Source organism: Pseudomonas sp. NBRC 111140 (assembly GCF_001320885.1).
GTDB classification, from domain to species: Bacteria; Pseudomonadota; Gammaproteobacteria; order Pseudomonadales; family Pseudomonadaceae; genus Aquipseudomonas; species Aquipseudomonas putida_P.
Genome location: NZ_BCBQ01000006.1, coordinates 38,404 through 59,969, shown reverse-complemented (window position 1 = coordinate 59,969; position 21,566 = coordinate 38,404). Strand labels below are relative to the sequence as shown.

26 protein-coding genes and 1 tRNA gene are annotated in these 21,566 nt (G+C 61.8%); 13 read left to right on the top strand and 14 right to left on the bottom strand.

What is annotated here, in order from left to right:
- Positions 1–170: 170 nt before the first annotated feature.
- Together APH42_RS03550 and adhP are read right to left on the bottom strand one after the other, a co-directional pair.
- Positions 171–377: a DUF6434 domain-containing protein gene (locus APH42_RS03550; protein ID WP_012273162.1), complete on the bottom strand. Its 207-nt coding sequence runs from the start codon at positions 375–377 to the stop codon at positions 171–173.
- A gap of 91 nt (positions 378–468) precedes the next feature.
- The gene (gene adhP / locus APH42_RS03545; RefSeq protein WP_012273161.1) at positions 469–1,479 is read right to left on the bottom strand and encodes an alcohol dehydrogenase AdhP; all 1,011 of its coding nucleotides are present in this window, start codon (positions 1,477–1,479) and stop codon (positions 469–471) included.
- Positions 1,480–1,920: 441 nt separating this feature from the next.
- Between adhP and APH42_RS03540 the strand changes: the two genes are divergently transcribed.
- Positions 1,921–2,118: a hypothetical protein gene (locus APH42_RS03540; protein ID WP_012273160.1), complete on the top strand. Its 198-nt coding sequence runs from the start codon at positions 1,921–1,923 to the stop codon at positions 2,116–2,118.
- Position 2,119: 1 nt separating this feature from the next.
- Here APH42_RS03540 and APH42_RS03535 read toward each other — a convergent pair whose 3' ends face one another.
- Entirely contained in the window at positions 2,120–2,533 is a 414-nt protein-coding gene (locus tag APH42_RS03535; RefSeq protein WP_012273159.1) for a DoxX family protein, read from the bottom strand.
- Between the two features lie 103 nt (positions 2,534–2,636).
- A tRNA-Leu gene (locus APH42_RS03530) sits at positions 2,637–2,721 on the bottom strand.
- Between the two features lie 201 nt (positions 2,722–2,922).
- On the opposite strand from APH42_RS03530, the gene APH42_RS03525 reads away from it, so the two are divergent.
- The 4 genes from APH42_RS03525 (at position 2,923) to APH42_RS03510 (ending at position 6,258) form a co-directional block, all read left to right on the top strand.
- A complete protein-coding gene (locus APH42_RS03525) occupies positions 2,923–3,198 on the top strand; it encodes a hypothetical protein (RefSeq protein WP_012273158.1) in 276 nt (91 codons plus the stop codon).
- Between the two features lie 83 nt (positions 3,199–3,281).
- The gene (locus APH42_RS03520; protein WP_012273157.1) at positions 3,282–4,442 is read left to right on the top strand and encodes a nitrogen regulation protein NR(II); all 1,161 of its coding nucleotides are present in this window, start codon (positions 3,282–3,284) and stop codon (positions 4,440–4,442) included.
- 5 nt (positions 4,443–4,447) lie between these two features.
- A complete protein-coding gene (locus APH42_RS03515) occupies positions 4,448–5,893 on the top strand; it encodes an ATPase domain-containing protein (protein ID WP_060492742.1) in 1,446 nt (481 codons plus the stop codon).
- A gap of 11 nt (positions 5,894–5,904) precedes the next feature.
- Positions 5,905–6,258 (top strand): response regulator, encoded by a 354-nt coding sequence (locus APH42_RS03510; protein ID WP_012273155.1) that lies wholly within the window; start codon positions 5,905–5,907, stop codon positions 6,256–6,258.
- A 45-nt stretch (positions 6,259–6,303) separates the two neighbouring features.
- Here the strand turns inward: APH42_RS03510 and csrA are convergent, their stop codons facing one another.
- The 8 genes from csrA to APH42_RS03475 form a co-directional block, all read right to left on the bottom strand.
- Positions 6,304–6,501: a carbon storage regulator CsrA gene (gene csrA / locus APH42_RS03505; protein WP_004375914.1), complete on the bottom strand. Its 198-nt coding sequence runs from the start codon at positions 6,499–6,501 to the stop codon at positions 6,304–6,306.
- 253 nt (positions 6,502–6,754) lie between these two features.
- Positions 6,755–7,777, bottom strand: a complete 1,023-nt coding sequence (locus APH42_RS03500) for a DNA topoisomerase IB (protein WP_060492741.1) — start codon at positions 7,775–7,777, stop codon at positions 6,755–6,757.
- A gap of 57 nt (positions 7,778–7,834) precedes the next feature.
- A complete protein-coding gene (gene modC, locus APH42_RS03495; RefSeq protein WP_060492740.1) occupies positions 7,835–8,926 on the bottom strand; it encodes a molybdenum ABC transporter ATP-binding protein in 1,092 nt (363 codons plus the stop codon).
- A 1-nt stretch (position 8,927) separates the two neighbouring features.
- Complete coding sequence (gene modB / locus APH42_RS03490; protein ID WP_016487935.1) at positions 8,928–9,608, bottom strand: molybdate ABC transporter permease subunit; 681 nt, start codon at positions 9,606–9,608, stop codon at positions 8,928–8,930.
- Complete coding sequence (gene modA, locus APH42_RS03485; RefSeq protein ID WP_012273151.1) at positions 9,608–10,366, bottom strand: molybdate ABC transporter substrate-binding protein; 759 nt, start codon at positions 10,364–10,366, stop codon at positions 9,608–9,610. The genes modB and modA overlap by 1 nt, the downstream gene beginning before the upstream one ends.
- A gap of 82 nt (positions 10,367–10,448) precedes the next feature.
- On the bottom strand, positions 10,449–11,534 hold the full coding sequence (locus tag APH42_RS03480; RefSeq protein WP_060492739.1) for a nitronate monooxygenase family protein: 1,086 nt from the start codon (positions 11,532–11,534) through the stop codon (positions 10,449–10,451).
- Positions 11,535–11,585: 51 nt separating this feature from the next.
- Entirely contained in the window at positions 11,586–11,756 is a 171-nt protein-coding gene (locus APH42_RS30095; protein ID WP_012051910.1) for a hypothetical protein, read from the bottom strand.
- A gap of 7 nt (positions 11,757–11,763) precedes the next feature.
- Positions 11,764–12,066 carry a DUF1883 domain-containing protein gene (locus tag APH42_RS03475; protein ID WP_003250918.1) on the bottom strand — a complete coding sequence of 101 codons (303 nt, stop codon included), beginning with the start codon at positions 12,064–12,066 and terminating at the stop codon, positions 11,764–11,766.
- Between the two features lie 159 nt (positions 12,067–12,225).
- Between APH42_RS03475 and APH42_RS03470 the strand changes: the two genes are divergently transcribed.
- The 8 genes from APH42_RS03470 (at position 12,226) to APH42_RS03435 (ending at position 19,586) form a co-directional block, all read left to right on the top strand.
- Positions 12,226–12,585, top strand: coding sequence for a hypothetical protein (locus tag APH42_RS03470; RefSeq protein ID WP_060492762.1), 360 nt, complete (start codon positions 12,226–12,228; stop codon positions 12,583–12,585).
- A gap of 77 nt (positions 12,586–12,662) precedes the next feature.
- The gene (locus APH42_RS03465) at positions 12,663–13,313 is read left to right on the top strand and encodes a cytochrome c (RefSeq protein ID WP_060492738.1); all 651 of its coding nucleotides are present in this window, start codon (positions 12,663–12,665) and stop codon (positions 13,311–13,313) included.
- On the top strand, positions 13,310–14,224 hold the full coding sequence (locus tag APH42_RS03460) for a c-type cytochrome (protein WP_012273147.1): 915 nt from the start codon (positions 13,310–13,312) through the stop codon (positions 14,222–14,224). Before APH42_RS03465 ends, APH42_RS03460 begins: the two co-directional genes overlap by 4 nt.
- Positions 14,225–14,453: 229 nt before the next feature.
- Positions 14,454–15,293 (top strand): UTP--glucose-1-phosphate uridylyltransferase GalU, encoded by an 840-nt coding sequence (galU, locus tag APH42_RS03455; RefSeq protein WP_012273146.1) that lies wholly within the window; start codon positions 14,454–14,456, stop codon positions 15,291–15,293.
- 99 nt (positions 15,294–15,392) lie between these two features.
- Positions 15,393–16,748, top strand: a complete 1,356-nt coding sequence (gorA, locus tag APH42_RS03450; RefSeq protein WP_060492737.1) for a glutathione-disulfide reductase — start codon at positions 15,393–15,395, stop codon at positions 16,746–16,748.
- A 231-nt stretch (positions 16,749–16,979) separates the two neighbouring features.
- Positions 16,980–17,543, top strand: a complete 564-nt coding sequence (gene ahpC / locus APH42_RS03445; RefSeq protein WP_003250537.1) for an alkyl hydroperoxide reductase subunit C — start codon at positions 16,980–16,982, stop codon at positions 17,541–17,543.
- A 124-nt stretch (positions 17,544–17,667) separates the two neighbouring features.
- Positions 17,668–19,230 carry an alkyl hydroperoxide reductase subunit F gene (ahpF, locus tag APH42_RS03440; RefSeq protein ID WP_012273144.1) on the top strand — a complete coding sequence of 521 codons (1,563 nt, stop codon included), beginning with the start codon at positions 17,668–17,670 and terminating at the stop codon, positions 19,228–19,230.
- A gap of 167 nt (positions 19,231–19,397) precedes the next feature.
- Positions 19,398–19,586, top strand: a complete 189-nt coding sequence (locus tag APH42_RS03435; protein ID WP_041166543.1) for a hypothetical protein — start codon at positions 19,398–19,400, stop codon at positions 19,584–19,586.
- A gap of 4 nt (positions 19,587–19,590) precedes the next feature.
- Here APH42_RS03435 and APH42_RS03430 read toward each other — a convergent pair whose 3' ends face one another.
- Together APH42_RS03430 and sstT are read right to left on the bottom strand one after the other, a co-directional pair.
- Positions 19,591–20,238: a YceH family protein gene (locus APH42_RS03430; protein ID WP_060492736.1), complete on the bottom strand. Its 648-nt coding sequence runs from the start codon at positions 20,236–20,238 to the stop codon at positions 19,591–19,593.
- 88 nt (positions 20,239–20,326) lie between these two features.
- Entirely contained in the window at positions 20,327–21,538 is a 1,212-nt protein-coding gene (sstT, locus tag APH42_RS03425) for a serine/threonine transporter SstT (RefSeq protein WP_060492735.1), read from the bottom strand.
- Positions 21,539–21,566 lie beyond the last annotated feature (28 nt).

The following is a 21,566-nucleotide window of genomic DNA, read 5'->3' as shown; positions in this document are numbered from 1 at the left end:
CATTTCTGAAACGTTTGCAAGCTATCGTTGATCGTAACTCACCAACGACGGAGTCAGGGAATGGATTATTCCAGCATGGTTGAATCGTTGGACAAGATACTGAAAGAAGCGGCTGCCGATTCCGATAGTGGGGCAGCGCACCGCTGCCTGCTGAAGCCCGAAGCTGGCGCTCACCGATGCATTCGCAGCCATTCGTCCGCCACGTCACCCATGGTTAACGGCGTGCCACTCTTTATCCAGGCCATGAAGGCACGGTCGAACTTGAATGCCGCCCCGCACTCGGTGAGCAGAAACTGACGTACCTTCTGCGTATTTCGGTAATGCTTGTCCAGCGGCGTGGCGCGAGTAATCGGCCCGGCATGCCAATCGAAACTCATGGTCTGTTCCTTGACTACTGAGAAGGCAAAAAGCCCGTAGATGATCACCTACGGGCCTTGTGTCTGTTCGAAATGATCTGCCTTCAGGCTATCAGCCTTCGAACTGGATCACCATGCGGCCTTTGATCTTGCCCTCCAGCATCTCGTCAAAGATCTGGTTGATATCTTCGATCGGCCGCAGGGTCACCTTGGGTACCACTTTGCCTTCAGCGGCAAACTGGAACGCCTCCTGCAGGTCCTGGCGTGTACCTACCAGCGAGCCCACCACTTCGATCCCATCCAGCACCAGGCGGGGAATGTTCAGGTCCATGGATTCCGACGGCAGCCCGACGGCAACCAGTCGCCCGCCAGCGCGCAAGGCATCGACGGCCGAGTTGAAGGCGCCTTTGGCCACGGCGGTAACCACGGCAGCGTGGGCGCCACCGGTCTTGGCCTGGATAACCTTCGCGGCGTCTTCGTTGAGTGGGTTGACGACCAGGTCCGCGCCCATCTCGCTGGCGAAGCGCAGTTGCTCTTCGTTGACGTCGATGGCGATCACTTTGGCGTTGAATACGTTCTTGGCATATTGCAGGGCCAGGTTGCCCAGGCCGCCGAGGCCGTAGATGGCGATCCATTGCCCGGGGCGGATGTTGGAGATTTTCACCGCCTTGTAGGTTGTGACGCCGGCGCAGGTAATGCTGCTGGCGGCAGCGGAGTCGAGGCCGTCGGGTACTTTGACCGAATAGTCGGCTTGGACGATGCACGCCTCGGCCATGCCGCCGTCCACGGTATAGCCGGAGTTCTTCACTTCGCGGCACAGGGTTTCGTTGCCGCTATTGCAGTACTCGCAATGCCCGCAACCTTGATAGAACCAGGCAACGCTGGCGCGGTCGCCTGGCTTGAGCGAGGTGACGCCGGGGCCAACTTCCTGGACTACGCCAATGCCTTCGTGGCCCAGTACTACACCGGTCTTGTCACCGAAGTCGCCATTTTTCACGTGCAGGTCGGTGTGGCACACACCGCAGCATTGCATCTTCAGTAGCGCTTCGCCGTGCTGGAGGGGGCGCAGGGTTTTCTCTACCACGTCCACGCGACGGCCTGGTGCAACAACAGCAGCTTTCATAAGAGCCTCCGTGTCTATCCGATGTGAGCTTGGGTTATCGCTGGAACAGCATAGACCTTGCCTGGCCGGGCAAAACTGCTTCAGGTCATGGGATGGGCAGTTGCCTTGAGCAAACTGCAGTAGCGGGGAGGGGGCGCAAGCCCTTCGTCAAAAAAAAGAAAAGCCCGCGGCAATGATGCGGCGGGCTGCAAGAACGTACGGAGCAGGATCAGTGTGCCCATGCGGATGTCGACATTTCGTGAAGGTCAGGTCATGAGGCTGTCATCCTCTGGGCCGAAGTTTGCTTCGCCATAAAAAAGCCCGCCATGACAGGCGGGCAAAGACGTTTGAAGGGAGAGCCTGCAGGCTGCGCCTGGCCGGTTAACCCAGGATTAAGCGACAACGCATTGACCCGACATCCTGATCAGCCTATATAGGCGTGCCATAACCCTTGGAGCCAGCATGCACGACGAAGACGACCTGCACGAACCCGAGCACGATCACCTGCTCGACCACGAATTTCTCTACGACGATGTGGAGCACGAGGCAGATGCCCAGGGCGCCGAGGATGAGGTGGAAGAAGACGAGGAAACGCTGGATGACCTCGATGACGAAGAGCGCGATCACCCAGCTTGGTTCGACGATTGCGACGACGACTGATTCAGCGACCGTCCACCGAGAAGCGCCCTGGGCCGCTGACCGCCAGCAGCAGCAAGCCGCCCATGATGGCCATGTTTTTCAGAAACTGGGTCATGTTGGCGCTGCGTTCGGGGTCGACCATGTTCCAGAACGGGTGGCCGAGCAGCGCCGTGCCCAGCACGAACAGCGCGAACAGAAACGCCAGCGGCCGCGTGTAGAAGCCGAGGATCAGCAGGATGGCGACGACGAACTCCATGATGACGGCAATCGCTGCCGCCAGCATCGGGGCCGGGGCGCCCAGCGAGGTCATGTAGCCGACCGTGCCATCGAAGCCGGTCAGCTTGGCCCAGCCTGACAAGACGAACAGGATCATCAGCAGTATGCGGGCGATGAGGATGATGATGTCACGTTGACCATCGAACAGGGAGTAGCGCATGGCGGCGTTCCAGTAGAGGGTACTAGCTCCACTCTAGCAGCTGCGTAACACATTGCTGGCAGGCAGCAAAAAGGCGCCGCAAGGGCGCCTTTTCAACGAAATTTGGTGCGAGTGGCGGGACTCGAACCCGCAAGGCTCACGCCGACAGATTTTAAGTCTGCTGTGTATACCAATTCCACCACACTCGCACGCTTGAAGGGGTCGCAACGACCAGCTCGCTTCCAGGCAGAAGGGCTTCGCAATCAAGCGCGCTTTATAACCCATCGTTATAGTTGAGTCAACTGCAGCACCTAAGATCAACAGAAAGGAGGGGCGATCGAATGGGCAATTGACACCTTGCTGTCATTACGCCACTGTTGCCTCTTTATTGGATCCAAGAGTGTTCAGCGATGACTCAGCGCCAAGCTGGCGAGCGTATCGTGCGTCCACGGTTATTCTGGCGACTGTTGTTCGCCCTGGTGGTCGTGCTGGGTGCGTTTCTTTACATCAGCCTGCTCAGCCTGGGCGGTTATTTGTTAATGCTGGGCTTCGATGCGGAACATACTCAGCAGCAGCGTCTTCTGGCCCTGGCCTGCGGTGGCTTGATCATGCTGGTCGGCCTGTGGCTGTTGAGAGTGGCCATGCCGCGGCGCATCAGCCCGGTGCTGGTCGAAACGGAACGCTGACCGCCTGTCGTCGCACGGCTGCTCGTTGATGGGTGCGCTGGGCTACGCTCATTCTGTCCCCCTGCTGTGCCAGTGGAGTTTGCATGGTTTCAGCTGATTGCCTCGACCACCCCGTCATGCCTGCCCACCGCTATGAACAGTTGGTTCAGTCGGTGGTGGACTACGCCATCTACATGCTCGACCCCTCCGGCCATGTGGTGTCGTGGAATGCCGGCGCGCAACGAATCAAGGGCTACCGTGCCGATGAAGTGATCGGCAAGCATTTCTCGTTGTTTTTCACCCCGCAGGATTGTGCTGATGGCCGCCCCGAGCGCCTGCTGCGCCAGGCGCTGGAGCAGGGCGTGGCGCAGGACGAAGGCTGGCGGGTGCGCAAGGACGGTACGCAGTTCTGGGCGTTGGCTGCGCTGGATGTGATCCGCGATGACAATGGCCAGATCGTCGGCCTGGCCAAGGTGACCCGCGACATAACCGATCGCCGAGAGTCGGCGTTGCAGCTGGACGCGGTGCGCGCCCAGCTGTTCCAGGCGCAGAAGCTTGAAGCCCTCGGCCAGTTGACCGGTGGCCTGGCGCACGACTTCAACAACATGCTCACCATCATCATCAGCTCGGCCCGTCTGGCGCTGGCCACTCAGGACCCGCTACGCGCCCAGCGCATGCTGCAGCACATCCTCGATGCCGGCCAACGCGGCACTGAGCTGACCCAGCAACTGCTCAGCTTTGCCCGCCACCGCAAGCTTGATGTGGCCAGTGTTGCCCCGGCAGACCTGGTGACCGCTACCCGTGGTTTGCTTGAGCATGCACTACCCAGCTCGATCGAGCTGAACGTGCTGCTGCAACCGGACCTGCCGTTGATCGAGGTGGATGCCGGGCAACTGCAAATGGTCTTGCTCAACTTGTTGTTCAATGCCCGTGATGCCATCGCCGGTCAGGGCCGGATCGGCCTGACGGTCGATGTGGTCGAGCTGGCCGGCGAGGTTGAAGCGTTGCATGGCAACTTTGTGCGTTTCAAGGTGGAAGACAGCGGTGAAGGCATACCCGCCGAGGTATTGCCACGTATCTTCGAGCCATTTTTCACCACCAAGCCGTTTGGCAAGGGCACGGGCCTGGGGCTTAGCCAGGTGTATGGCTTCGCCCGGCAGAGTGGCGGCGCCATTTGTGTCGACAGCGAGCCTGGCCGGGGAACTTGCATGCAACTGTACTTGCCAATGTATCAGGAGCAGACGGATAGCCCACTCGACAGGTAGACAACATGGCACAGGCACTTAGGCGGCTGGTAACGGGGATCGATGGGCTCGACGCGTTGCTCAAGGGCGGCCTGGTGGCCGGTGCGTCCTACATCATCCAGGGGCCGCCAGGAGCGGGCAAGACCATCCTCGCCAACCAGCTGGCCTGCGGCCATGTGCGTGGCGGTGGTCGGGTGCTGGTGGCCACCTTGTTGAGTGAGTCGCATGAGCGCTTGTTTCAGTACCTGTCCACCCTGGACTTCTTCGACCCGGCGTTGGTCGGCGACCAGATCCAGTTCGTCAGCGCTTTCGACACCCTTGAGCAGGATGGGCTGGACGCCGTGGTGCGGCTGCTGCGCCAGGAAATCGCTCGGCAACAGGCCAGCCTGCTGATCGTCGACGGCGTGCTCAATGCCCGGGTGCGTGCGGAAACGGCGCTGGACACCAAAAAGTTCGTCTCTGAATTGCAGGGCCATGCGGCCTTCGCCGGCTGCACGGTACTGCTGCTGACCAGTGCCCGGCTGGACGAGGGCAGCCCGGAGCACACCATGGTCGATGGCGTGATCGAGCTGGGTGAGCAGCTGGTGGGCAGCCGCGCCGTGCGCCATGTGCAGCTGCGCAAGACGCGCGGCAGTGCGGCACTTTCGGGGCGTCACGAATGCCTTATCGATGAAGCAGGCATGCACGTCTACCCACGCCTGGAAGCGTTGTTCAGCCACCCCAGCCAGCTGGGCAGCGGCACATTGGCGCGCATCAGCAGCGGTGTGCCAACCTTCGATGAAATGCTCGGCGGCGGCCTGGCCACGGGCTCGGTTAGCCTGTTGATCGGGCCTTCGGGTATTGGCAAGACGTCATTGGGCCTGGCCTTTCTAGGGGCCAGCACCCCGCAGGCGCCAGGGTTGCATTTTGGTTTCTACGAAACGCCTGAACGCCTGCGTAGCAAGGCAGCGTCGCTGGGTTACGATTTTGCCGCGATGGAGCAGGGCGGTAGCTTGCAGCTGTGCTGGCAGCCAACCACCGAGGGCTTGCTGGACCAGGTCGGCGCGCGGCTGCTCGAGCGTGTTGCAGCGCAGGGCAGCAAGAGGGTGCTGATCGACAGCCTTGGCGCATTCAGCCGCCTGGCCATCGACCCGACGCGGCTCAATGCGTTTTTCCGCGCGCTGGCCGGTGAGCTGCGCGCGCGCGATGTCAGCGTGATGCTCACCTGGGAAATGCGCGACATCTTCGGCTCGGAAATCAGCGCCCCCGCGCCGGATCTGTCGAGCATCGTCGACAACCTGATGCTGTTGCGCTTTGTCGAGCTGGACTCGCAACTGCGGCGCATGCTGTCGATCCTCAAGGTGCGTGACAGCCACCATGACCCTGCCTTGCACGAACTGCTGATCGGGCCGCAGGGCATTACCTTGCGCAAGGCGTTCGAAGGCGCCTGTGGTGTGCTCTCGGGAACGCCGACGCCGCAGGGGAGTGGGTGACGGACGGGCCGATGAACACGATCCTGATCGTCGATGACGAGTACCTGATCGCCGATATCCTCGGCTTTGCCCTGGAGGACGAAGGTTACCTGGTGGAAAAGGCCAGTAATGGCTGCAAGGCGCTGGAGGCGCTGAAGGAAAAGCGCGTGCAACTGGTCATCACCGATTACATGATGCCGCTGCTCAATGGTGAGGAGCTGGTGCGTGCGATGCGCGAGGACCCGGCGTTAAGCGAGTTGCCGGTCATTCTCATGAGCGGCGCGCAGGCCAGCCAAGGATGCCCGGCCCTGTTCGCCGCCATATTCGACAAACCATTCGACATGGATGAGATGATCGCCAAAGTGCGTCAGTTGCTGGGCACCTGAGGCTGGCGGTCGAGCGCTTCCATGCACCCCTCGAGGAGTTTGGGCTCAGTGCGAGTCGTCGTGCTTCTCCGGGGCTGGGCTGCCGGCCTGGATGCGCTTGAAGATTTCTTCGCGATGGACCTGGACATCTTTAGGTGCATCGATACCGATCCTCACCTGCATCCCTTTGACGCCCAGAATGGTGACTTTGATGTCATCGTTGATGACGATGCTTTCGCCAACCTTACGGGTGAGTATCAGCATGTAGTTCTCCTTGGTGATGTAAAAGTCCGCAGGGCTAGTTGCCGCAACGGCGGGAGCTTGTCCCTCTTCCTTCTCATTAAAGACGCTTTCGGCGGATAGTAATTCCCCGACAGACAAATTCTGTTGCGTGTCTTCAGTTGCAGGTGCCGATGCAAACCGTCAACGGTTTGTCGGCCAAGGTGCTCGATGGCAAGAATAGGGGGCTTGGCGGCTAATGGGAAATTTCTTCGCATCATGGGCTGAATAGACACTCTTAATCGCCGTCCTGTTCCTCGAGTACCTGAAGAAACAGCAGCAAGGCCACTTCCTCGGGGTCCAGGCCTTTGCGCACGCGGCTCTTGGGCAATTGGGCCAGACGTCCCTGGGCATAGTGCTCCAGCACTGCCGGATGGATGTAGCAGCGTCTGCACACTGCCGGCGTATTGCCCAGGCGCGTGGCGACCTGGCGGACTATCGCGGCGACCTGGCGTTTGGCTTCACTCTCCGGTTCCCAGGCCAGGGGTTTGAGCAGGTCCAACGCCAGGCTGCTGCCGGCCCAGGTGCGGTAGTCCTTGGCGGTGAAGTCTGCGCCGGTCAACTGCTGCAGGAATTGGTTGACCTCGCTGGAGCCTACGCTGTGGCGCTGGCCGTCTTGGTCCAGGTATTGAAACAGTGTCTGGCCAGGCAGCTCCATGCAGCGTTTGAGCAGGCTGGCCAGGCGTCGGTCGTTGAGGGTGACGTTGTGTTCGACGCCACGCTTGCCGCGAAATTGAAAGCGAATGGTGCTGCCTTTGACCTGCACATGGCGGTTACGCAGGGTCGTCAGGCCATAAGACTGGTTGTCGCGCAGGTAACGCTGGTTACCAATGCGGATCAGGGTGTGGTCCAGCAGGCTCACCACCAATGCCATGACCTTTTCCCGGTCCAGCCCTGGCCGCGCCAGGTGGGCTTCCAGTTGCGCGCGCAGCTTTGGTAGTGCCTGGGCAAAGGCCAGCATGCGCCCATACTTGTGTTGGTCACGCAGTTCGCGCCACTGCGCGTGATAGCGGTACTGCTTGCGGCCACGGGCATCGCGACCGGTGGCCTGCAGGTGGCCCTGCGGGTCGGCGCAGATCCATACATCGGTGTAGGCCGGGGGAATCACCAGCGCGGCGATGCGCGCCAAGGTGTCGCTGTCGCGCACCCGCTGGCCGTCGGCATCCAGGTAGATGAAATGGTCGCGCCAGCGTCGCCGGGTCATGCCTGGCTGGCTGTCGTCAACGTAGTGCAGGGTGCGTGGCAGGGGGCAGTCGAGCATCAGGGGCTGGCCTCGATCAAGTCACTGATCAGTGGACAACAGCGGTGCGAAGGATGCTCAGCCCAAAAGGGCCACCGACTTGATCTGGGCGAACAGTACCTGGCCCGTGTGCAAGCCGAGCTGGTCTGCCGAGAAGCGGGTGATACGTGCAAGCAAGGCATTGCCACTGGCATCCAGGCTGACCAGTACATGCGCCGGGTTGGCCGCCGGGCGGCTCTCGCGCACACATACTGGCAGGCGGTTGAGGATGCTCGATGTGCTGTCGGCCGTCAGCGCCAGGCTGACGTCCCGGGCCTGTACCTTGACCCGCAGCGTGCTGCCCATCACATGCGCCGGGTGAGCAATGCGCAGCAGCGGCCCGCTGTTGCCGGGCAGGCGCAAGTCGAGCAGGTCGTAGTGCGGGTCATGCCCCACGACCATGCCTTCGAACACCACGCCGGCATCCTCGCCCTGGGCCAGCGACAGGTCGAGGCGCGCCAGGGTTTGGTCAATCGGGCCGCTGGCGACTGCCTGGCCTTGCTCCAGCAACACCAGGTGGTCGGCCAGTCGCGCTACTTCATCCTGGGCATGGCTGACATACACCAGGGGGATGTCCAGTTCGTCGTGCAGGCGCTCCAGGTACGGCAGGATCTCGCGCTTGCGCGGCCCGTCGAGGGCCGCCAGCGGCTCGTCCATCAACAGCAGCCTTGGGCTGCTGAGCAGGGCGCGAGCAATACCCACGCGCTGCGCCTCGCCGCCCGACAGGGTTGCCGGGCGGCGTTCCAGCAAGTGCCCGATACCTAGCAGCTGGCACGCCTGGTCGAGGCTGACCTTGCGCTCAGCGGCGGCTACCCGGCGCCAGCCGAACTCCAGGTTGCCGCGCACCGACAGGTGCGCAAACAGGCTGGCCTCCTGGAACACATAGCCCACTGGGCGCAAGTGGGGGGGCTGGAAGTAGCCATGGGTGCTGTCTTCCCAGACTTCGCCGTTGACTTCGATGTACGCGCTAGCAGCGCGTTCCAACCCCGCCAGACAGCGCAGGCAGCTGGTCTTGCCAGAGCCGGAGTGGCCAAACAGCGCGCTGATACCGCGCCCAGGCAGGTGCAGGTCGACGTCCAGGGTAAAGTCGTCGCGCGCCAGTTTCAGGCGCGCCACAATCGATGCGGTCATTTCAGCTCCAGCCAGCTTTGCCGCGGCGTCCGGCGTACAGCAGGAGCAGCACCAGGAAAGAGAACACCAGCATGGCACCGGCCAGCCAGTGGGCTTGCGAATACTCCATGGCTTCGACGTGATCGAAGATTTGCACCGAGACCACGCGGGTCTTGTCGGGGATGTTGCCACCGATCATCAGCACCACGCCAAACTCGCCCACGGTATGGGCGAAGCCGAGGATGCTGGCAGTGACGAAGCCGGGGCGGGCCAGCGGCAGTACCACATGAACGAAGGTGTCCCATGGGCTGGCGCGCAGTGTGGCGGCGACTTCCAGCGGCCGCTGGCCGATCGCGCCAAAGGCATTTTGCAGCGGCTGCACCACGAACGGCATGGAATACACCGTCGAGCCGATCACCAGGCCCGTGAAGCTGAACACCACGCTACCCAGGCCCAGCGCCTGGGTAGCCTGGCCGAGCCAGCCGTGTGGGCCGAGGGCGATCAGCAGGTAGAAACCGATCACCGTTGGTGGCAGCACCAGGGGCAATGCCACCACCGCCCCCACCGGCCCGCGCAGCCATGAGCGCGTGCGCGCCAGCCACCAGGCGATGGGTGTGCCGATAACCAGCAGGATCAGGGTGGTCAGGCTGGCCAGTTTCACGGTCAGCCAGATGGCACCTAGGTCACTGGCATCCAGTGGCATCAGAGTTCATAACCGTAGGACTTGATCACCGCTGCGGCTTTCGGGCCTTTGAGATATTCGACCAGTGCTTTGGCGGCCGCATTGTCCTTGCCTTTGTTGAGGATGACGGCGTCCTGGCGGATCGGGTCGTGCAGGTTGGACGGCACGATCCAGGCCGAGCCATTGGTCACCTTGCCGTCCTTGTAGATCTGCGACAGGGCGACGAAGCCCAGCTCGGCGTTGCCGGTGGAAACAAACTGGAAGGCCTGGGTGATGTTCTGGCCTTCGACAATCTTGCCTTTGGTGGCTTCGGTGAGCTTCAGCTTGTCCAGTACCTGAGTGGCGGCCAGGCCGTAAGGTGCCGCTTTCGGGTTGGCGATGGACAGGTGTTTGTATGCGTTCTTTTTCAACACTTCACCCTTGGCATCCACGTAGCCTTCCTTCGCAGACCACAGGGCCAAGGTGCCGATGGCGTAGGTAAAGCGCGAGCCGGGGACGATTTCCTTCTCTTCTTCAAGCTTCTTCGGGGTGCTGTCGTCGGCGGCGAGGAACACTTCGAAGGGTGCGCCGTTCTTGATCTGGGCGTAGAACTGCCCGGTGGCACCGTAGGCAGCGACCAGTTTGTGTCCGGTGTCTTTCTCGAAGTCTTTGGCGATGGCCTGGATGGGGGCTGTGAAGTTGGCTGCGACCGCGACCTGGACTTCGTCGGCCCAGGCAGTGTTGAAGGCGAACAGGCTGGCCAGGGCAGTGAAGGCCAGGTGGGACGGGCGGATACGCATGAAGACAGCTCCTTGGGGTTATCGTTATGTCCTGAACTATATAGCGATAAGCCATTTGCCGGGAAGAGGCCAGACCTGCCTTTCAAAAAGCCTGGTGCCCAACCACGGCCAGTGCCTTTTCGGCAATTTCCTGGGTCAGCTCACCTGCCGGCATGTGCCGTCCCAGCCGCAACGCCTGCCCCGACCACAGATTGCTGAAGTCACTATTGCCCAGCGGATCGGTGATCGCCCGCAAAGGCATCAATGCCCCACCCGCCAGCGGGAAGCGTGGCGCCAGCGCGCTCATCGGCCCCAGCTCGCGCATGATGCGGTTGTTGATACCCCGCGCGGGGCGGCCGGTGAACAGGTTGGTCAGCGCCGTGTCGCTGGCAGACGCGCTGTCCAGCGCCCGGCGATGCGCTGGCGAAACCTTGGCCTCGGGGCAAAACAGGTAAGCCGTGCCGATCTGCACTGCCGAGGCACCCAGGGCCAGCGCCGCCACCAGCCCACGGTGGTCGCCGATGCCACCCGCGGCAATCACCGGGACGCCGACCGCATCGGCAATCTGGGGTACCAGGGCGAACGTACCGATCTGGCTGGTGATGTCGTCACTCAGGAACATGCCGCGATGGCCACCGGCTTCATACCCCATGGCGATGATCGCGTCGCAACCGTTGTGTTCCAGCCAGATGGCCTCTTCCACCGTAGTGGCACTGGAGAGCACCTTGGCACCGCTGGCTTTTACCCGCTGCAGCAGTTCGGCCTGGGGTAGGCCGAAGTGGAAGCTCACCACCTCCGGGCGCAAGGCTTCGACCAGCTGGCAGCTTTGCTCGTCGAAAGGCGCACGGTTGGACACCGGCGTGGGCGCCGCGAAATCGGCACCCACTTCGTTGTAATAAGGTTCAAGGGCCTGCTTCCAGCGCGCATCGTGCTCGGCATCGGGCGCTGGCGGCTGGTGGCAAAAGAAGTTCAGGTTAAGCGGGCGCCCCGGGCAGCCAGCGCGGAACGCGGCGATTTCGGCACGCACTTGCTCGCCGCTGAGCATGGCGCAGGGCAGGGCGCCCAGCCCACCTGCCAGGCCCACGGCAATGGCCATGGGTGAGCCGGTCGCCCCCGCCATGGGCGCCTGCAGAATGGGCAACTCGATGCCCAGCAGGTCGAGGATACGGCGGTCGGGCCAGTGGCTCATGCGATTCTCCTTGCGTGGGGCGAGCGGCGCGGCGGGGGCTTGTGGCGGTTTTTACAGGGCTTTGCTGACCTGGATGTCGCTGATTTTCTCGGCGTCTTCACCGTGGATCTTGCGCAGGGCCTCAAGGGCTTGTTCCTGCGAGGCATCGGGCATCAGCGCGAAGTCCCAACGACGCTGGCCGTCGAGCTTGTATTTGATGACGTACTTGATGGTCTGGGTCATGGTGGCCTTATCTGAGTTTCGACGACGAACGACGGATGATCTTGATCTTGTGGGTCAGGGTTGGCTTGCGAGTGACCGAGATCGGGCGTGTGGTCACGGTATCGATGGTGATGTTCCAGAAGCCGGTGCTGGGCACGGTGATCTTCGCCGGGAACTTCTCGAAATGGCCGCCGTGGTAAGTATGACGGCCGCCGTTCTTGAAGCTGCGGAAGTTGGCGTCGTTCATCAGGCGGATATTGCAGCGCTGAGAGCACTCGATGACGACGATGTCGTCCTCGTTGAGGTGCTCGCGCTGGTGTACGAATTTCATGTGATGCTCCGCAAGGTTTGGATCTGCAAAGGCAAAAGATACCACGATGTACCGTTACACTGCCGCGCTGTTCGCCAGGCGCAGATAATTCTGCCAAAGCAGGGAGCAAAACCGCCTGGCAGTGGTCGAAGCGAATTCTTGATGGCAGAGGTGCTGCAAATGAAGTGGATGGTGGCGGCGTTGACGGTGACGCTCGGTGGCTGCGTGAGCGTTACCGAGCTGGAGCAATCGCGTGAAACGCTGGATGTGATCTCTGGCAAGAGCCCGCGCGCCTATGCCGATTGCGTCAAGCAGAAGCTGGCCGATACGCGTGGCCCGCTGACTGAAGAGCAGCGTGGTGACGGCCTGCGGCTGATCGTGCCGCAGAAGCTCACCTCGGGGGCAGGCCCGGCGGCGCTGGTGGATATCGACAAGCGCGGCAGCGGTAGCAGCATCAAACTGCATGAGCGGCTGAACAATTTCCCGCTGCGCCTGGGTGATGTGCGCACTGCTGCAACCCAATGCATCTCCGGAAGTTGATCTGAGGCAACGGCTGTTCCTTGCTTTACTTATATGTTTTGAGCCTAAACATATAACAAAAGAAAAGGAGCTTCGTGATGACACCGTTGAGACGCGTCGTGATCGGCAGCCTGCTGATCCTGGCCTTGCCCAAGGCGCATGCCGTCGATGGCCAGAAGGTCTTCTCCCAGGGCGGGGCCAACCCCGCCGCCATGGCCTGCCTCGGTTGCCATGGCCCGGACGGCAAGGGCATTGCCGCTGCCGGCTTCCCACGCTTGGCTGGGCTTCCAGCCGGTTACCTCAGCAAACAGTTGCATGACTGGCGCAACGGCAGCCGCAAGCAGCCGGTGATGGAGCCGCTGGCCAAAGCCCTGAGCGAAGATGAAATCGAGGCAGTCAGCAGCTACCTGGCCGGCCTGCCGGCAGCCCCCACTGGCGACCTGCGCCGCCAGCAAATTGCCAATGACCCTACCACCCGCGTGGCCCTGTACGGCGACTGGAGCCGGCAGATTCCCGGCTGCGTGCAATGCCATGGGCCGGGTGGCGGCGGGGTCGGTGAACACTTCCCGCCCTTGGCCGGCCAGCCCGCCAGTTACCTGATAGCGCAGCTCAATGCCTGGCGTGACGGCAGCCGCAGCAATGACCCCAACCAACTGATGGTCGGTGTGGCCAAGGCCATGACCGATGACGAGATCAAGGCTGTTGCCGAGTTCTTCGCCCACCCCGCCAGCCAGGAGGTCACGCCATGAAGCCGTTGATTCCAGCCATGTTGCTGCTGGCCGTGGGCAGTGCCCAGGCCGCGCCGATTGCCATGGAAGACCAGTCGCAGTTGAAAGTGCCCGGCGTGCAGGCTGCGCCGCAGTTCGTACCCCCCGATGAAAGCGATTTGCCCGACAATGCCTTTGGCAAGATGGTGCGCGAAGGCCATGCCTTGTTCGTCGACACCCGCCGGCTGATGCCCGAGGCCGTGGGCAATGGCATGAACTGCAGCAACTGCCACCTCGACCAAGGGCGGCTGGCGCATTCAGCACCGATGTGGGGCGCGTACCCGATGTACCCGGCTTACCGCAAGAAGAACGACAAGGTGAATACCTACGCCGAGCGTATCCAGGGCTGCTTCCAGTTCAGCATGAACGGCAAGCCGCCGGCCGCCGACAGCCCGCAAATGACGGCGCTGGCGGTGTACGCCTACTGGCTGTCGACCAAGGCGCCGACCGGCGTGGAACTCGCCGGGCGCGGATACCCCGAGGTGGCGCAGCCACAGGGTGGTTATGACTTCAAGCGTGGCCAGCAGGTTTACCGTGAGCAGTGCGCCATTTGCCATGGTGACAACGGTGAAGGGCAGCAGGTTGCGGGCGAGTATGTGATGCCGCCGCTGTGGGGCAAGGACTCCTACAACTGGGGCGCCGGCATGCACCGCATCAACACGGCGGCGTCGTTCATCAAGTACAACATGCCGCTGGGCAAGCCCGGCAGCCTCAGCGACCAGCAAGCCTGGGACGTGGCGGCGTGGATCAACCGCCATGAACGGCCACAGGACCCTCGCCTGGTAGAGGGTTCCATCGAGAAAACGCGGGTGAAGTTTCATGCCAATGATGGCGTGAACCTGTATGGGCAGAAGGTTGATGGGGTGCTGGTGGGGCAGGGCACTGGAAGTTGATGGGGCACTGCCTCTTCGCGGGTGAACCCGTGAAGAGGCGGTATAGGCACCATTATTTTGCTGTCATCCGCCTGTCATGAATGACCGTAATATTCACGATCCCCCGGAACTATCTACACTGGGATATCTCTATGATGGCATCGGTCGCTATCGGGGGGCATTGTAAGGTGACTGCCGCCTGATTAGACTGCGCCGAATTCCACAGGCCTAGCCTTTTGTAAGGACGTTTATGATCAAGAAATGCTTGTTCCCGGCAGCCGGCTACGGCACTCGCTTCCTGCCTGCTACCAAAGCCATGCCCAAGGAAATGCTGCCGGTGGTCAACAAGCCACTGATCCAGTATGGCGTTGAAGAAGCATTGGATGCTGGTCTGAACGAGATCTCCATCGTGACCGGTCGCGGCAAGCGCGCCCTGGAAGACCACTTCGACATCAGCTACGAGCTGGAAAACCAGATCAAGGGCACCGACAAGGAAAAATACCTGGTTGGCATCCGTCGTCTGCTCGATGAGTGCTCGTTCTCCTACACCCGCCAGACCGAAATGAAAGGCCTGGGCCACGCTATCCTCACCGGCCGCCCGTTGATCGGTGACGAGCCTTTCGCCGTGGTGCTGGCGGATGACCTGTGCGTCAACCTTGAAGGTGACGGCGTGCTGGCGCAGATGGTTGCGCTTTACAAGAAGTACCGTTGCTCGATCGTTGCCATCCAGGAAGTCGATCCGCAGGAAACCAACAAGTACGGCGTCATCGCCGGTGAAGAGATCAAGGACGGCATCTTCCGTGTCGACTCCATGGTCGAGAAACCGAAGCCTGAAGATGCCCCTTCGAACCTGGCCATCATCGGCCGTTACATCCTGACCCCGGACATTTTCGAGAAGATTGAGCAGACCGAACCGGGCAAGGGTGGCGAGATCCAGATCACCGACGCGCTGATGAAGCAAGCGGCCGAAGGTAACGTGATCGCCTACAAGTTCAAGGGCAAGCGTTTCGACTGCGGTGGTGCCGAAGGCTACATCGAGGCGACCAACTTCTGCTTCGAGAACTTCTACAAGGCTGGCAAGGCTTACTGATAAGCCCTGTTGGTATTGGAAAGCCACCCTTCGGGGTGGCTTTTTTGTTTGTGGCGGCCAACGGCGTTATGCTGGGCGCCTGCCTAGGAGACTGAATACATGGCCTACGATTTTGATCTGTTCGTGATTGGCGCCGGGTCCGGCGGCGTGCGCGCGGCGCGCTTTGCCGCGGGCTTCGGTGCAAAAGTGGCAGTGGCTGAAAGCCGCTACCTGGGCGGTACCTGTGTCAATGTCGGCTGTGTTCCGAAAAAGCTGCTGGTGTATGGCGCGCACGTTGCCGACGAACTGGAGCAGGCCGCAGGTTTCGGCTGGACCTTGGAAGAAGGGCATTTCGACTGGGGCACCCTGATTGCCAACAAGAACCGGGAAATCGAACGCCTCAATGGCATCTACCGCAACCTGCTGGTCAACAGCGGGGTGACCCTGCTGCAGGGCCACGCACGCCTGACCGGTGCCAATGAAGTGGAAGTGGACGGTCAGCGCTACAGCGCCGAACACATCCTCATCGCTACCGGTGGCTGGCCACAGGTGCCGGATATCCCCGGCAAGGAACTGGCCATCACCTCCAATGAAGCCTTCTACCTCAAAGACCTGCCTCGCCGGGTGCTGGTGGTGGGCGGTGGCTACATCGCCGTCGAGTTCGCTGGCATCTTCCAGGGCCTGGGGGCTAACACCACGCTGCTGTACCGTGGTGACTTGTTCCTGCGCGGCTTCGATGGCTCGGTGCGCACCCACTTGAAGGAAGAGTTGGAAAAGCGCGGCCTCGACCTGCAGTTCAATGCCGACATTCAGCGTATCGACAAACTTGAAGATGGCAGCCTCAAGGCCACCCTCAAGGATGGCCGAGAGCTGGTTGCCGATTGCGTATTCTATGCCACTGGCCGGCGCCCGATGCTGGACAACCTGGGCCTGGAAAACACCGGCGTCGAACTGGATGCGCGCGGCTACATTCGGGTTGATGAGCAGTTCCAGACCACCGCGCCGTCAATCCTTGCCATTGGCGACGTCATCGGGCGTGTGCAGTTGACGCCAGTGGCCCTGGCCGAAGGCATGGCCGTGGCGCGGCGCCTGTTCAAACCAGAGCAATACCGCCCGGTGGACTACCAGAACATCCCTACTGCGGTGTTCAGCCAGCCGCCGATCGGCACCGTAGGCTTGACCGAGGAGCAGGCGCTGGCGGCCGGGCACAAGGTGCAGGTGTTCGAAAGCCGCTTCCGCGCCATGAAGCTGACCCTGACCGACATTCAGGAAAAGACCCTGATGAAGCTGGTGGTCGATGCCGAGACCGACAAGGTGCTGGGGTGTCACATGGTTGGCCCTGATGCCGGTGAAATCATCCAGGGCCTGGGTATTGCGCTGAAAGCCGGTGCGACCAAGCAGCAGTTCGACGAAACCATCGGCGTGCACCCGACGGCGGCCGAAGAGTTCGTGACCATGCGTACGGTCACCCGCTGATAACGCGTAGCCTGCAGGAGCAGCACAAGGCTGCTCCTGCAGGGGTGTGCCGATCCGTGTCACGGCGCGCCGGTCCGCAATCCTTTGCTCAGCCCATTCCCTTCTATTAATTAACCCCGGTTATAGCCAAAACCAATCGCAAGCATGAGCTTTGCCAATGAGCCTTCAGCGGGATGATTAGTTAGGATTCTATCCATCAACTGATTCCAACCCCATGAAGGAGCGTCTCTCATGCCAATCATCAACAGCCAGGTCAAACCGTTCAACGCCACCGCCTACCACAAAGGCGAGTTCGTTCAGGTCAGCGAAGCCGACCTGAAAGGCAAGTGGTCTGTCGTGTTCTTCTACCCGGCCGACTTCACCTTCGTTTGCCCGACCGAGCTGGGTGACCTTGCCGACAACTACGCAGAGTTCCAGAAGCTGGGCGTGGAAATCTACGGCGTGTCCACCGACACCCACTTCACCCACAAAGCCTGGCACGACACTTCGGACACCATCGGCAAGATCGAGTACCCGCTGATCGGTGACCCGACTCACGTCATCTCGCGCAACTTCGACGTGCTGATCGAAGAAGCCGGCCTGGCCGATCGCGGTACCTTCGTGATCAACCCGGAAGGCCAGATCAAAATCGTCGAACTGAACGACGGTGGTGTAGGCCGCGATGCTGCCGAACTGCTGCGTAAAGTGAAGGCTGCCCAGTACGTTGCCGCTCACCCAGGCGAAGTGTGCCCGGCCAAGTGGAAAGAAGGCGAAGCCACCCTGGCGCCGTCCCTGGACCTGGTCGGCAAGATCTAAGACTGTGAGCCAGTCGCGGGCGGTAGTCAGCCGCCAAAGCTGAAGTTGTTACCGCCCCGTCAAACGCCCGGGCGACCTCGCCTGGGCGTTTTTGTATCCGAGTTTTGAAAAAGGAATCGCCCGTATGTTGGACGCCACGCTTAAATCGCAACTGAAAACCTACCTGGAGCGGGTCACCCAGCCGATCGAGATCGTTGCCTCCCTCGACGACGGCGCGAAGTCCCGCGAATTGCATGACTTGCTGGTGGAAATTGCCGGCCTGTCGAACCTCATTACATTCAGCGCGGACGGTACCGATGCCCGTCGCCCGTCGTTCTCGCTGAACCGCCCGGGTGACAGCATCAGCCTGCGCTTCGCCGGCATCCCCATGGGCCACGAGTTCACCTCGCTGGTGCTGGCGCTGCTGCAAGTCGGCGGCCACCCATCCAAGGCCAGTGCTGAAGTGATCGAGCAGATCCAGGCCCTGGAAGGCGAATTCACCTTCGAAACCTACTTCTCGCTGTCGTGCCAGAACTGCCCGGACGTGGTCCAGGCGTTGAACCTGATGGCGGTGCTCAACCCCAACGTGCGCCATGTGGCCATCGACGGTGCGCTGTTCCAGGAAGAAGTGGAAGCGCGCAAGATCATGGCGGTGCCGAGCATCTACCTGAACGGTGAAGTGTTTGGCCAGGGCCGCATGGGCCTGGAAGAAATCCTTGGCAAGATCGACACCAGCGCCGGCGCCCGCCAGGCCGAGAAGATCAACGCCAAGGACGCCTTCGACGTGCTGGTGGTCGGCGGTGGCCCCGCTGGCGCCGCTGCTGCCATCTATGCTGCGCGTAAAGGCATCCGCACTGGCGTTGCAGCCGAGCGCTTCGGCGGCCAGGTGCTCGACACCCTGGCCATCGAGAACTTCATCTCGGTGCAGGAAACCGAAGGGCCTAAGCTGGCCACGGCGCTGGAAGAGCACGTCAAGCAGTACGATGTCGACATCATGAACCTGCAGCGCGGCGAAGCGTTGATTCCGGCCAGCGAGGGTGGCTTGCACGAAGTACGCCTGGCAGGCGGCGCCTCGCTTAAAGCCAAGACCGTGATCTTGGCCACCGGCGCCCGCTGGCGCGAAATGAACGTGCCAGGTGAGCAGGAATACCGTGGCCGTGGCGTGGCCTACTGCCCGCACTGTGATGGCCCCCTGTTCAAGGGCAAGCGCGTAGCGGTGATCGGCGGCGGCAACTCGGGCGTGGAGGCGGCCATCGACCTGGCCGGTATCGTCGCCCAGGTGACGCTGATCGAGTTCGACAGCCAACTGCGTGCCGACGCGGTTTTGCAGCGCAAGTTGCACAGTTTGCCGAACGTGAAAGTCATTACCAGCGCACTCACCACCGAGGTGCTGGGCAATGGCGAGAAAGTGACTGGCTTGCGCTACAAGGACCGCACCACCGATGAACAGCATGACGTGGCGCTGGAAGGTATCTTCGTGCAGATCGGACTGTTGCCCAACACCGACTGGCTCAAAGGCACCGTCGAGCTGTCGCCGCGTGGCGAGATCATCGTCGACGCCAAGGGCCAGACCAGTATCCCGGGTGTGTTTGCAGCGGGTGACGTGACGACCGTGCCGTACAAGCAGATCGTGATTGCGGTGGGTGAGGGGGCCAAGGCTTCGCTGGCGGCCTTCGACCACCTGATTCGCACTTCGGCGCCGGCGTAAGCCTGTACCGGCCCTTTCGCGGCTAAAGCCGCTCCCACAGGTACTGCACAGATTTTGAATGCTGTGCGGTCCCTGTGGGAGCGGCTTTAGCCGCGAAAGGGCCGGCACAAGCAAAGCAGAAACTGAGGGTGTCTATGATTAGTGCAGACACCCTCAGGAGCTTGAACATGACCCTGATCAGCCGCGAACCCTGGTGGCTAGTCCCCCCCAAGCCCGGGCAGAAAGAGCAGGACCTGCACTGGGGCTACCTGGAAATCTACGCCGACGGGCGCACCGTGTTCGTCGACCAGCGCCCCAGTGACCGGGAGCTGGCCGAGCGCAAGAGCTGCCGCAACTTCCCCGACCCCGAGCCGTGAAGGCTCAGCCTTCCAGCTCGGCCAGCCGTGCTTCCAGCGCTGCAATGCGTGCTTCGAGGGCTTCGATGCGTTCTTCCGACACACTGGCGCCACTGCTGCGTGCGCCACCTTCCTGCTGGCGTGCAGCGAGGATCGCCTCGATTTCCGCCGGGTCGCCCAAGGCGTGGGTGTAGCGGTCCTCACGCTGGCCGGCCTGACGCGGCAGGTGCAAGGCCAGGTCCCGCGAGATCAGGCGCTCCAGCTGATGCTGAATCTGCTCGGTGTCGTCGAAGTCGTGCAGGCGGTTGCTGCGGGTCAGCAGTTCGTTGAGCGTTTGCGGGCCGCGCAGGAACATCAGGCCCATCAGTACCAGCTGTGCGGGCACCAGCTCCAGTGCCTTGTCTACCCGCTGTTCCCAGCGGTCGGCACGGCTGCCCATCTGCAAGCGGGTCAGGTCCTGCCCTTCAAGCGCACGCAGGGCTTGGCCAACCTGGCCTTGGGTGAGGTTCATCACAGGTTCGCGGCTGGTCTTCTGGTTGCAGGCCAGGACCAGGGCATTGAGGGTCAGCGGGTAGCTTTCCGGGCTGGTGGCCTGCTTTTCGATCAGCGAACCGAGAATGCGGATCTCAACGCTGTTGAAGCGGCCAACACCGGCGGTTTCGTGTTCTGACATGGCCCTGTCTCATTACTGGGGAAAGGCCACTAGGGTAGGTAATGCCACCGTGTAAGGCAATTGGGGCCGCACAGCGGCCCCGGCAATCTCAAGGGTTGCGCCGCTCTTCGGCCAGGCAGGCCGCCGCAGTGAACAGCACATCGGTCGAAGAATTCAGCGCCGTTTCGGCCGAATCCTGCAGCACGCCGATAATGAAGCCTACCGCCACCACCTGCATGGCAATTTCGCTGGGGATGCCAAACAGGCTGCATGCCAGTGGAATCAGTAGCAGCGAGCCCCCAGCCACGCCCGAGGCACCGCAGGCGCACACCGCCGCCACCACGCTGAGCAGCACGGCAGTTGGCAGGTCCACCGGGATGCCCAAGGTATGCACGGCGGCCAGGGTCAGTACGGTAATGGTGATCGCCGCACCGGCCATGTTGATGGTCGCGCCCAGCGGGATCGACACCGAATAGGTGTCTTCATGCAGGCCAAGGCGTTCCGACAATGCCAGGTTGACCGGAATGTTGGCGGCCGAGCTGCGGGTGAAGAATGCGGTAATGCCGCTTTCGCGCAGGCACAGCAGCGTCAGTGGGTAAGGGTTGCGGCGGATCTTCCAGAACACGATGAGTGGGTTCATCACCAGCGCCACGAACAGCATGCAGCCGATCAGTACCGCCAGCAGGTGCAGGTAGCCGAGCAGCGCGTTCAGGCCTGACTGGGCCAGGGTGGAGCTGACCAGCCCAAAGATGCCCAGCGGGGCGAAACGGATGACCATGCGCACGATCAAGGTCACGCCATTGGACAGGTCGTCTACTACGGTACGGGTGGTTTCGCCGGCATGACGCAGGGCCACGCCCAGGCCGATGGCCCAGGTGAGTATGCCGATGAAGTTGGCGTTGAGCAGGGCATTGACCGGGTTGTCGACCGCGCTCAGCACCAGGTTCTGCATCACCTCGGTAATGCCGCCTGGTGCGCTCAGCGTGGCCTCGCCCGTGCTCAGCACCAGGTGCGACGGGAACAGCATGCTGGCGACCACGGCCACCACCGCTGCGGCAAAGGTGCCCAGCAGGTACAACCAGAGGATCGGGCGAATGTGGGTTTCCTGGCCGTGACGATGGTTGGCGATCGAAGCCATGACCAGGATGAACACCAGCACGGGCGCAACCGCTTTCAGGGCGCTGACGAATACCTTGCCGAGGAAAGCCAGGTCGCGGGCGATGGCAGGTGCCAGCAGCGCAAGGGCGATGCCGGCGAGCAAACCGATGACGATCTGCGTGACCAGGCTGGTGCGGTTGAGGAAACGGAGGAGGGGGGTCATGTGCAGCGGTATCTCGGAATCTGGAAAG

Excerpts from the sequence above, each read along its gene's own strand:
- APH42_RS03535 (WP_012273159.1), bottom strand. The coding sequence starts at position 2,533 with ATGCGCTACTCCCTGTTCGATGGTCAACGTGACATCATCATCCTCATC.
- APH42_RS03525 (WP_012273158.1), top strand. The coding sequence starts at position 2,923 with ATGACTCAGCGCCAAGCTGGCGAGCGTATCGTGCGTCCACGGTTATTC.
- galU (WP_012273146.1), top strand. The coding sequence starts at position 14,454 with ATGATCAAGAAATGCTTGTTCCCGGCAGCCGGCTACGGCACTCGCTTC.
- APH42_RS03510 (WP_012273155.1), top strand. The coding sequence starts at position 5,905 with ATGAACACGATCCTGATCGTCGATGACGAGTACCTGATCGCCGATATC.
- APH42_RS03435 (WP_041166543.1), top strand. The coding sequence starts at position 19,398 with ATGACCCTGATCAGCCGCGAACCCTGGTGGCTAGTCCCCCCCAAGCCC.
- APH42_RS30095 (WP_012051910.1), bottom strand. The coding sequence starts at position 11,756 with ATGACCCAGACCATCAAGTACGTCATCAAATACAAGCTCGACGGCCAG.
- APH42_RS03465 (WP_060492738.1), top strand. The coding sequence starts at position 12,663 with ATGACACCGTTGAGACGCGTCGTGATCGGCAGCCTGCTGATCCTGGCC.
- APH42_RS03470 (WP_060492762.1), top strand. The coding sequence starts at position 12,226 with ATGAAGTGGATGGTGGCGGCGTTGACGGTGACGCTCGGTGGCTGCGTG.
- APH42_RS03550 (WP_012273162.1), bottom strand. The coding sequence starts at position 377 with ATGAGTTTCGATTGGCATGCCGGGCCGATTACTCGCGCCACGCCGCTG.
- APH42_RS03475 (WP_003250918.1), bottom strand. The coding sequence starts at position 12,066 with ATGAAATTCGTACACCAGCGCGAGCACCTCAACGAGGACGACATCGTC.
- APH42_RS03515 (WP_060492742.1), top strand. The coding sequence starts at position 4,448 with ATGGCACAGGCACTTAGGCGGCTGGTAACGGGGATCGATGGGCTCGAC.
- modB (WP_016487935.1), bottom strand. The coding sequence starts at position 9,608 with ATGCCACTGGATGCCAGTGACCTAGGTGCCATCTGGCTGACCGTGAAA.
- APH42_RS03500 (WP_060492741.1), bottom strand. The coding sequence starts at position 7,777 with ATGCTCGACTGCCCCCTGCCACGCACCCTGCACTACGTTGACGACAGC.
- ahpF (WP_012273144.1), top strand. The coding sequence starts at position 17,668 with ATGTTGGACGCCACGCTTAAATCGCAACTGAAAACCTACCTGGAGCGG.
- APH42_RS03520 (WP_012273157.1), top strand. The coding sequence starts at position 3,282 with ATGGTTTCAGCTGATTGCCTCGACCACCCCGTCATGCCTGCCCACCGC.
- sstT (WP_060492735.1), bottom strand. The coding sequence starts at position 21,538 with ATGACCCCCCTCCTCCGTTTCCTCAACCGCACCAGCCTGGTCACGCAG.
- APH42_RS03480 (WP_060492739.1), bottom strand. The coding sequence starts at position 11,534 with ATGAGCCACTGGCCCGACCGCCGTATCCTCGACCTGCTGGGCATCGAG.
- modC (WP_060492740.1), bottom strand. The coding sequence starts at position 8,926 with ATGACCGCATCGATTGTGGCGCGCCTGAAACTGGCGCGCGACGACTTT.
- APH42_RS03430 (WP_060492736.1), bottom strand. The coding sequence starts at position 20,238 with ATGTCAGAACACGAAACCGCCGGTGTTGGCCGCTTCAACAGCGTTGAG.
- ahpC (WP_003250537.1), top strand. The coding sequence starts at position 16,980 with ATGCCAATCATCAACAGCCAGGTCAAACCGTTCAACGCCACCGCCTAC.
- APH42_RS03460 (WP_012273147.1), top strand. The coding sequence starts at position 13,310 with ATGAAGCCGTTGATTCCAGCCATGTTGCTGCTGGCCGTGGGCAGTGCC.
- csrA (WP_004375914.1), bottom strand. The coding sequence starts at position 6,501 with ATGCTGATACTCACCCGTAAGGTTGGCGAAAGCATCGTCATCAACGAT.
- modA (WP_012273151.1), bottom strand. The coding sequence starts at position 10,366 with ATGCGTATCCGCCCGTCCCACCTGGCCTTCACTGCCCTGGCCAGCCTG.
- gorA (WP_060492737.1), top strand. The coding sequence starts at position 15,393 with ATGGCCTACGATTTTGATCTGTTCGTGATTGGCGCCGGGTCCGGCGGC.
- APH42_RS03540 (WP_012273160.1), top strand. The coding sequence starts at position 1,921 with ATGCACGACGAAGACGACCTGCACGAACCCGAGCACGATCACCTGCTC.
- adhP (WP_012273161.1), bottom strand. The coding sequence starts at position 1,479 with ATGAAAGCTGCTGTTGTTGCACCAGGCCGTCGCGTGGACGTGGTAGAG.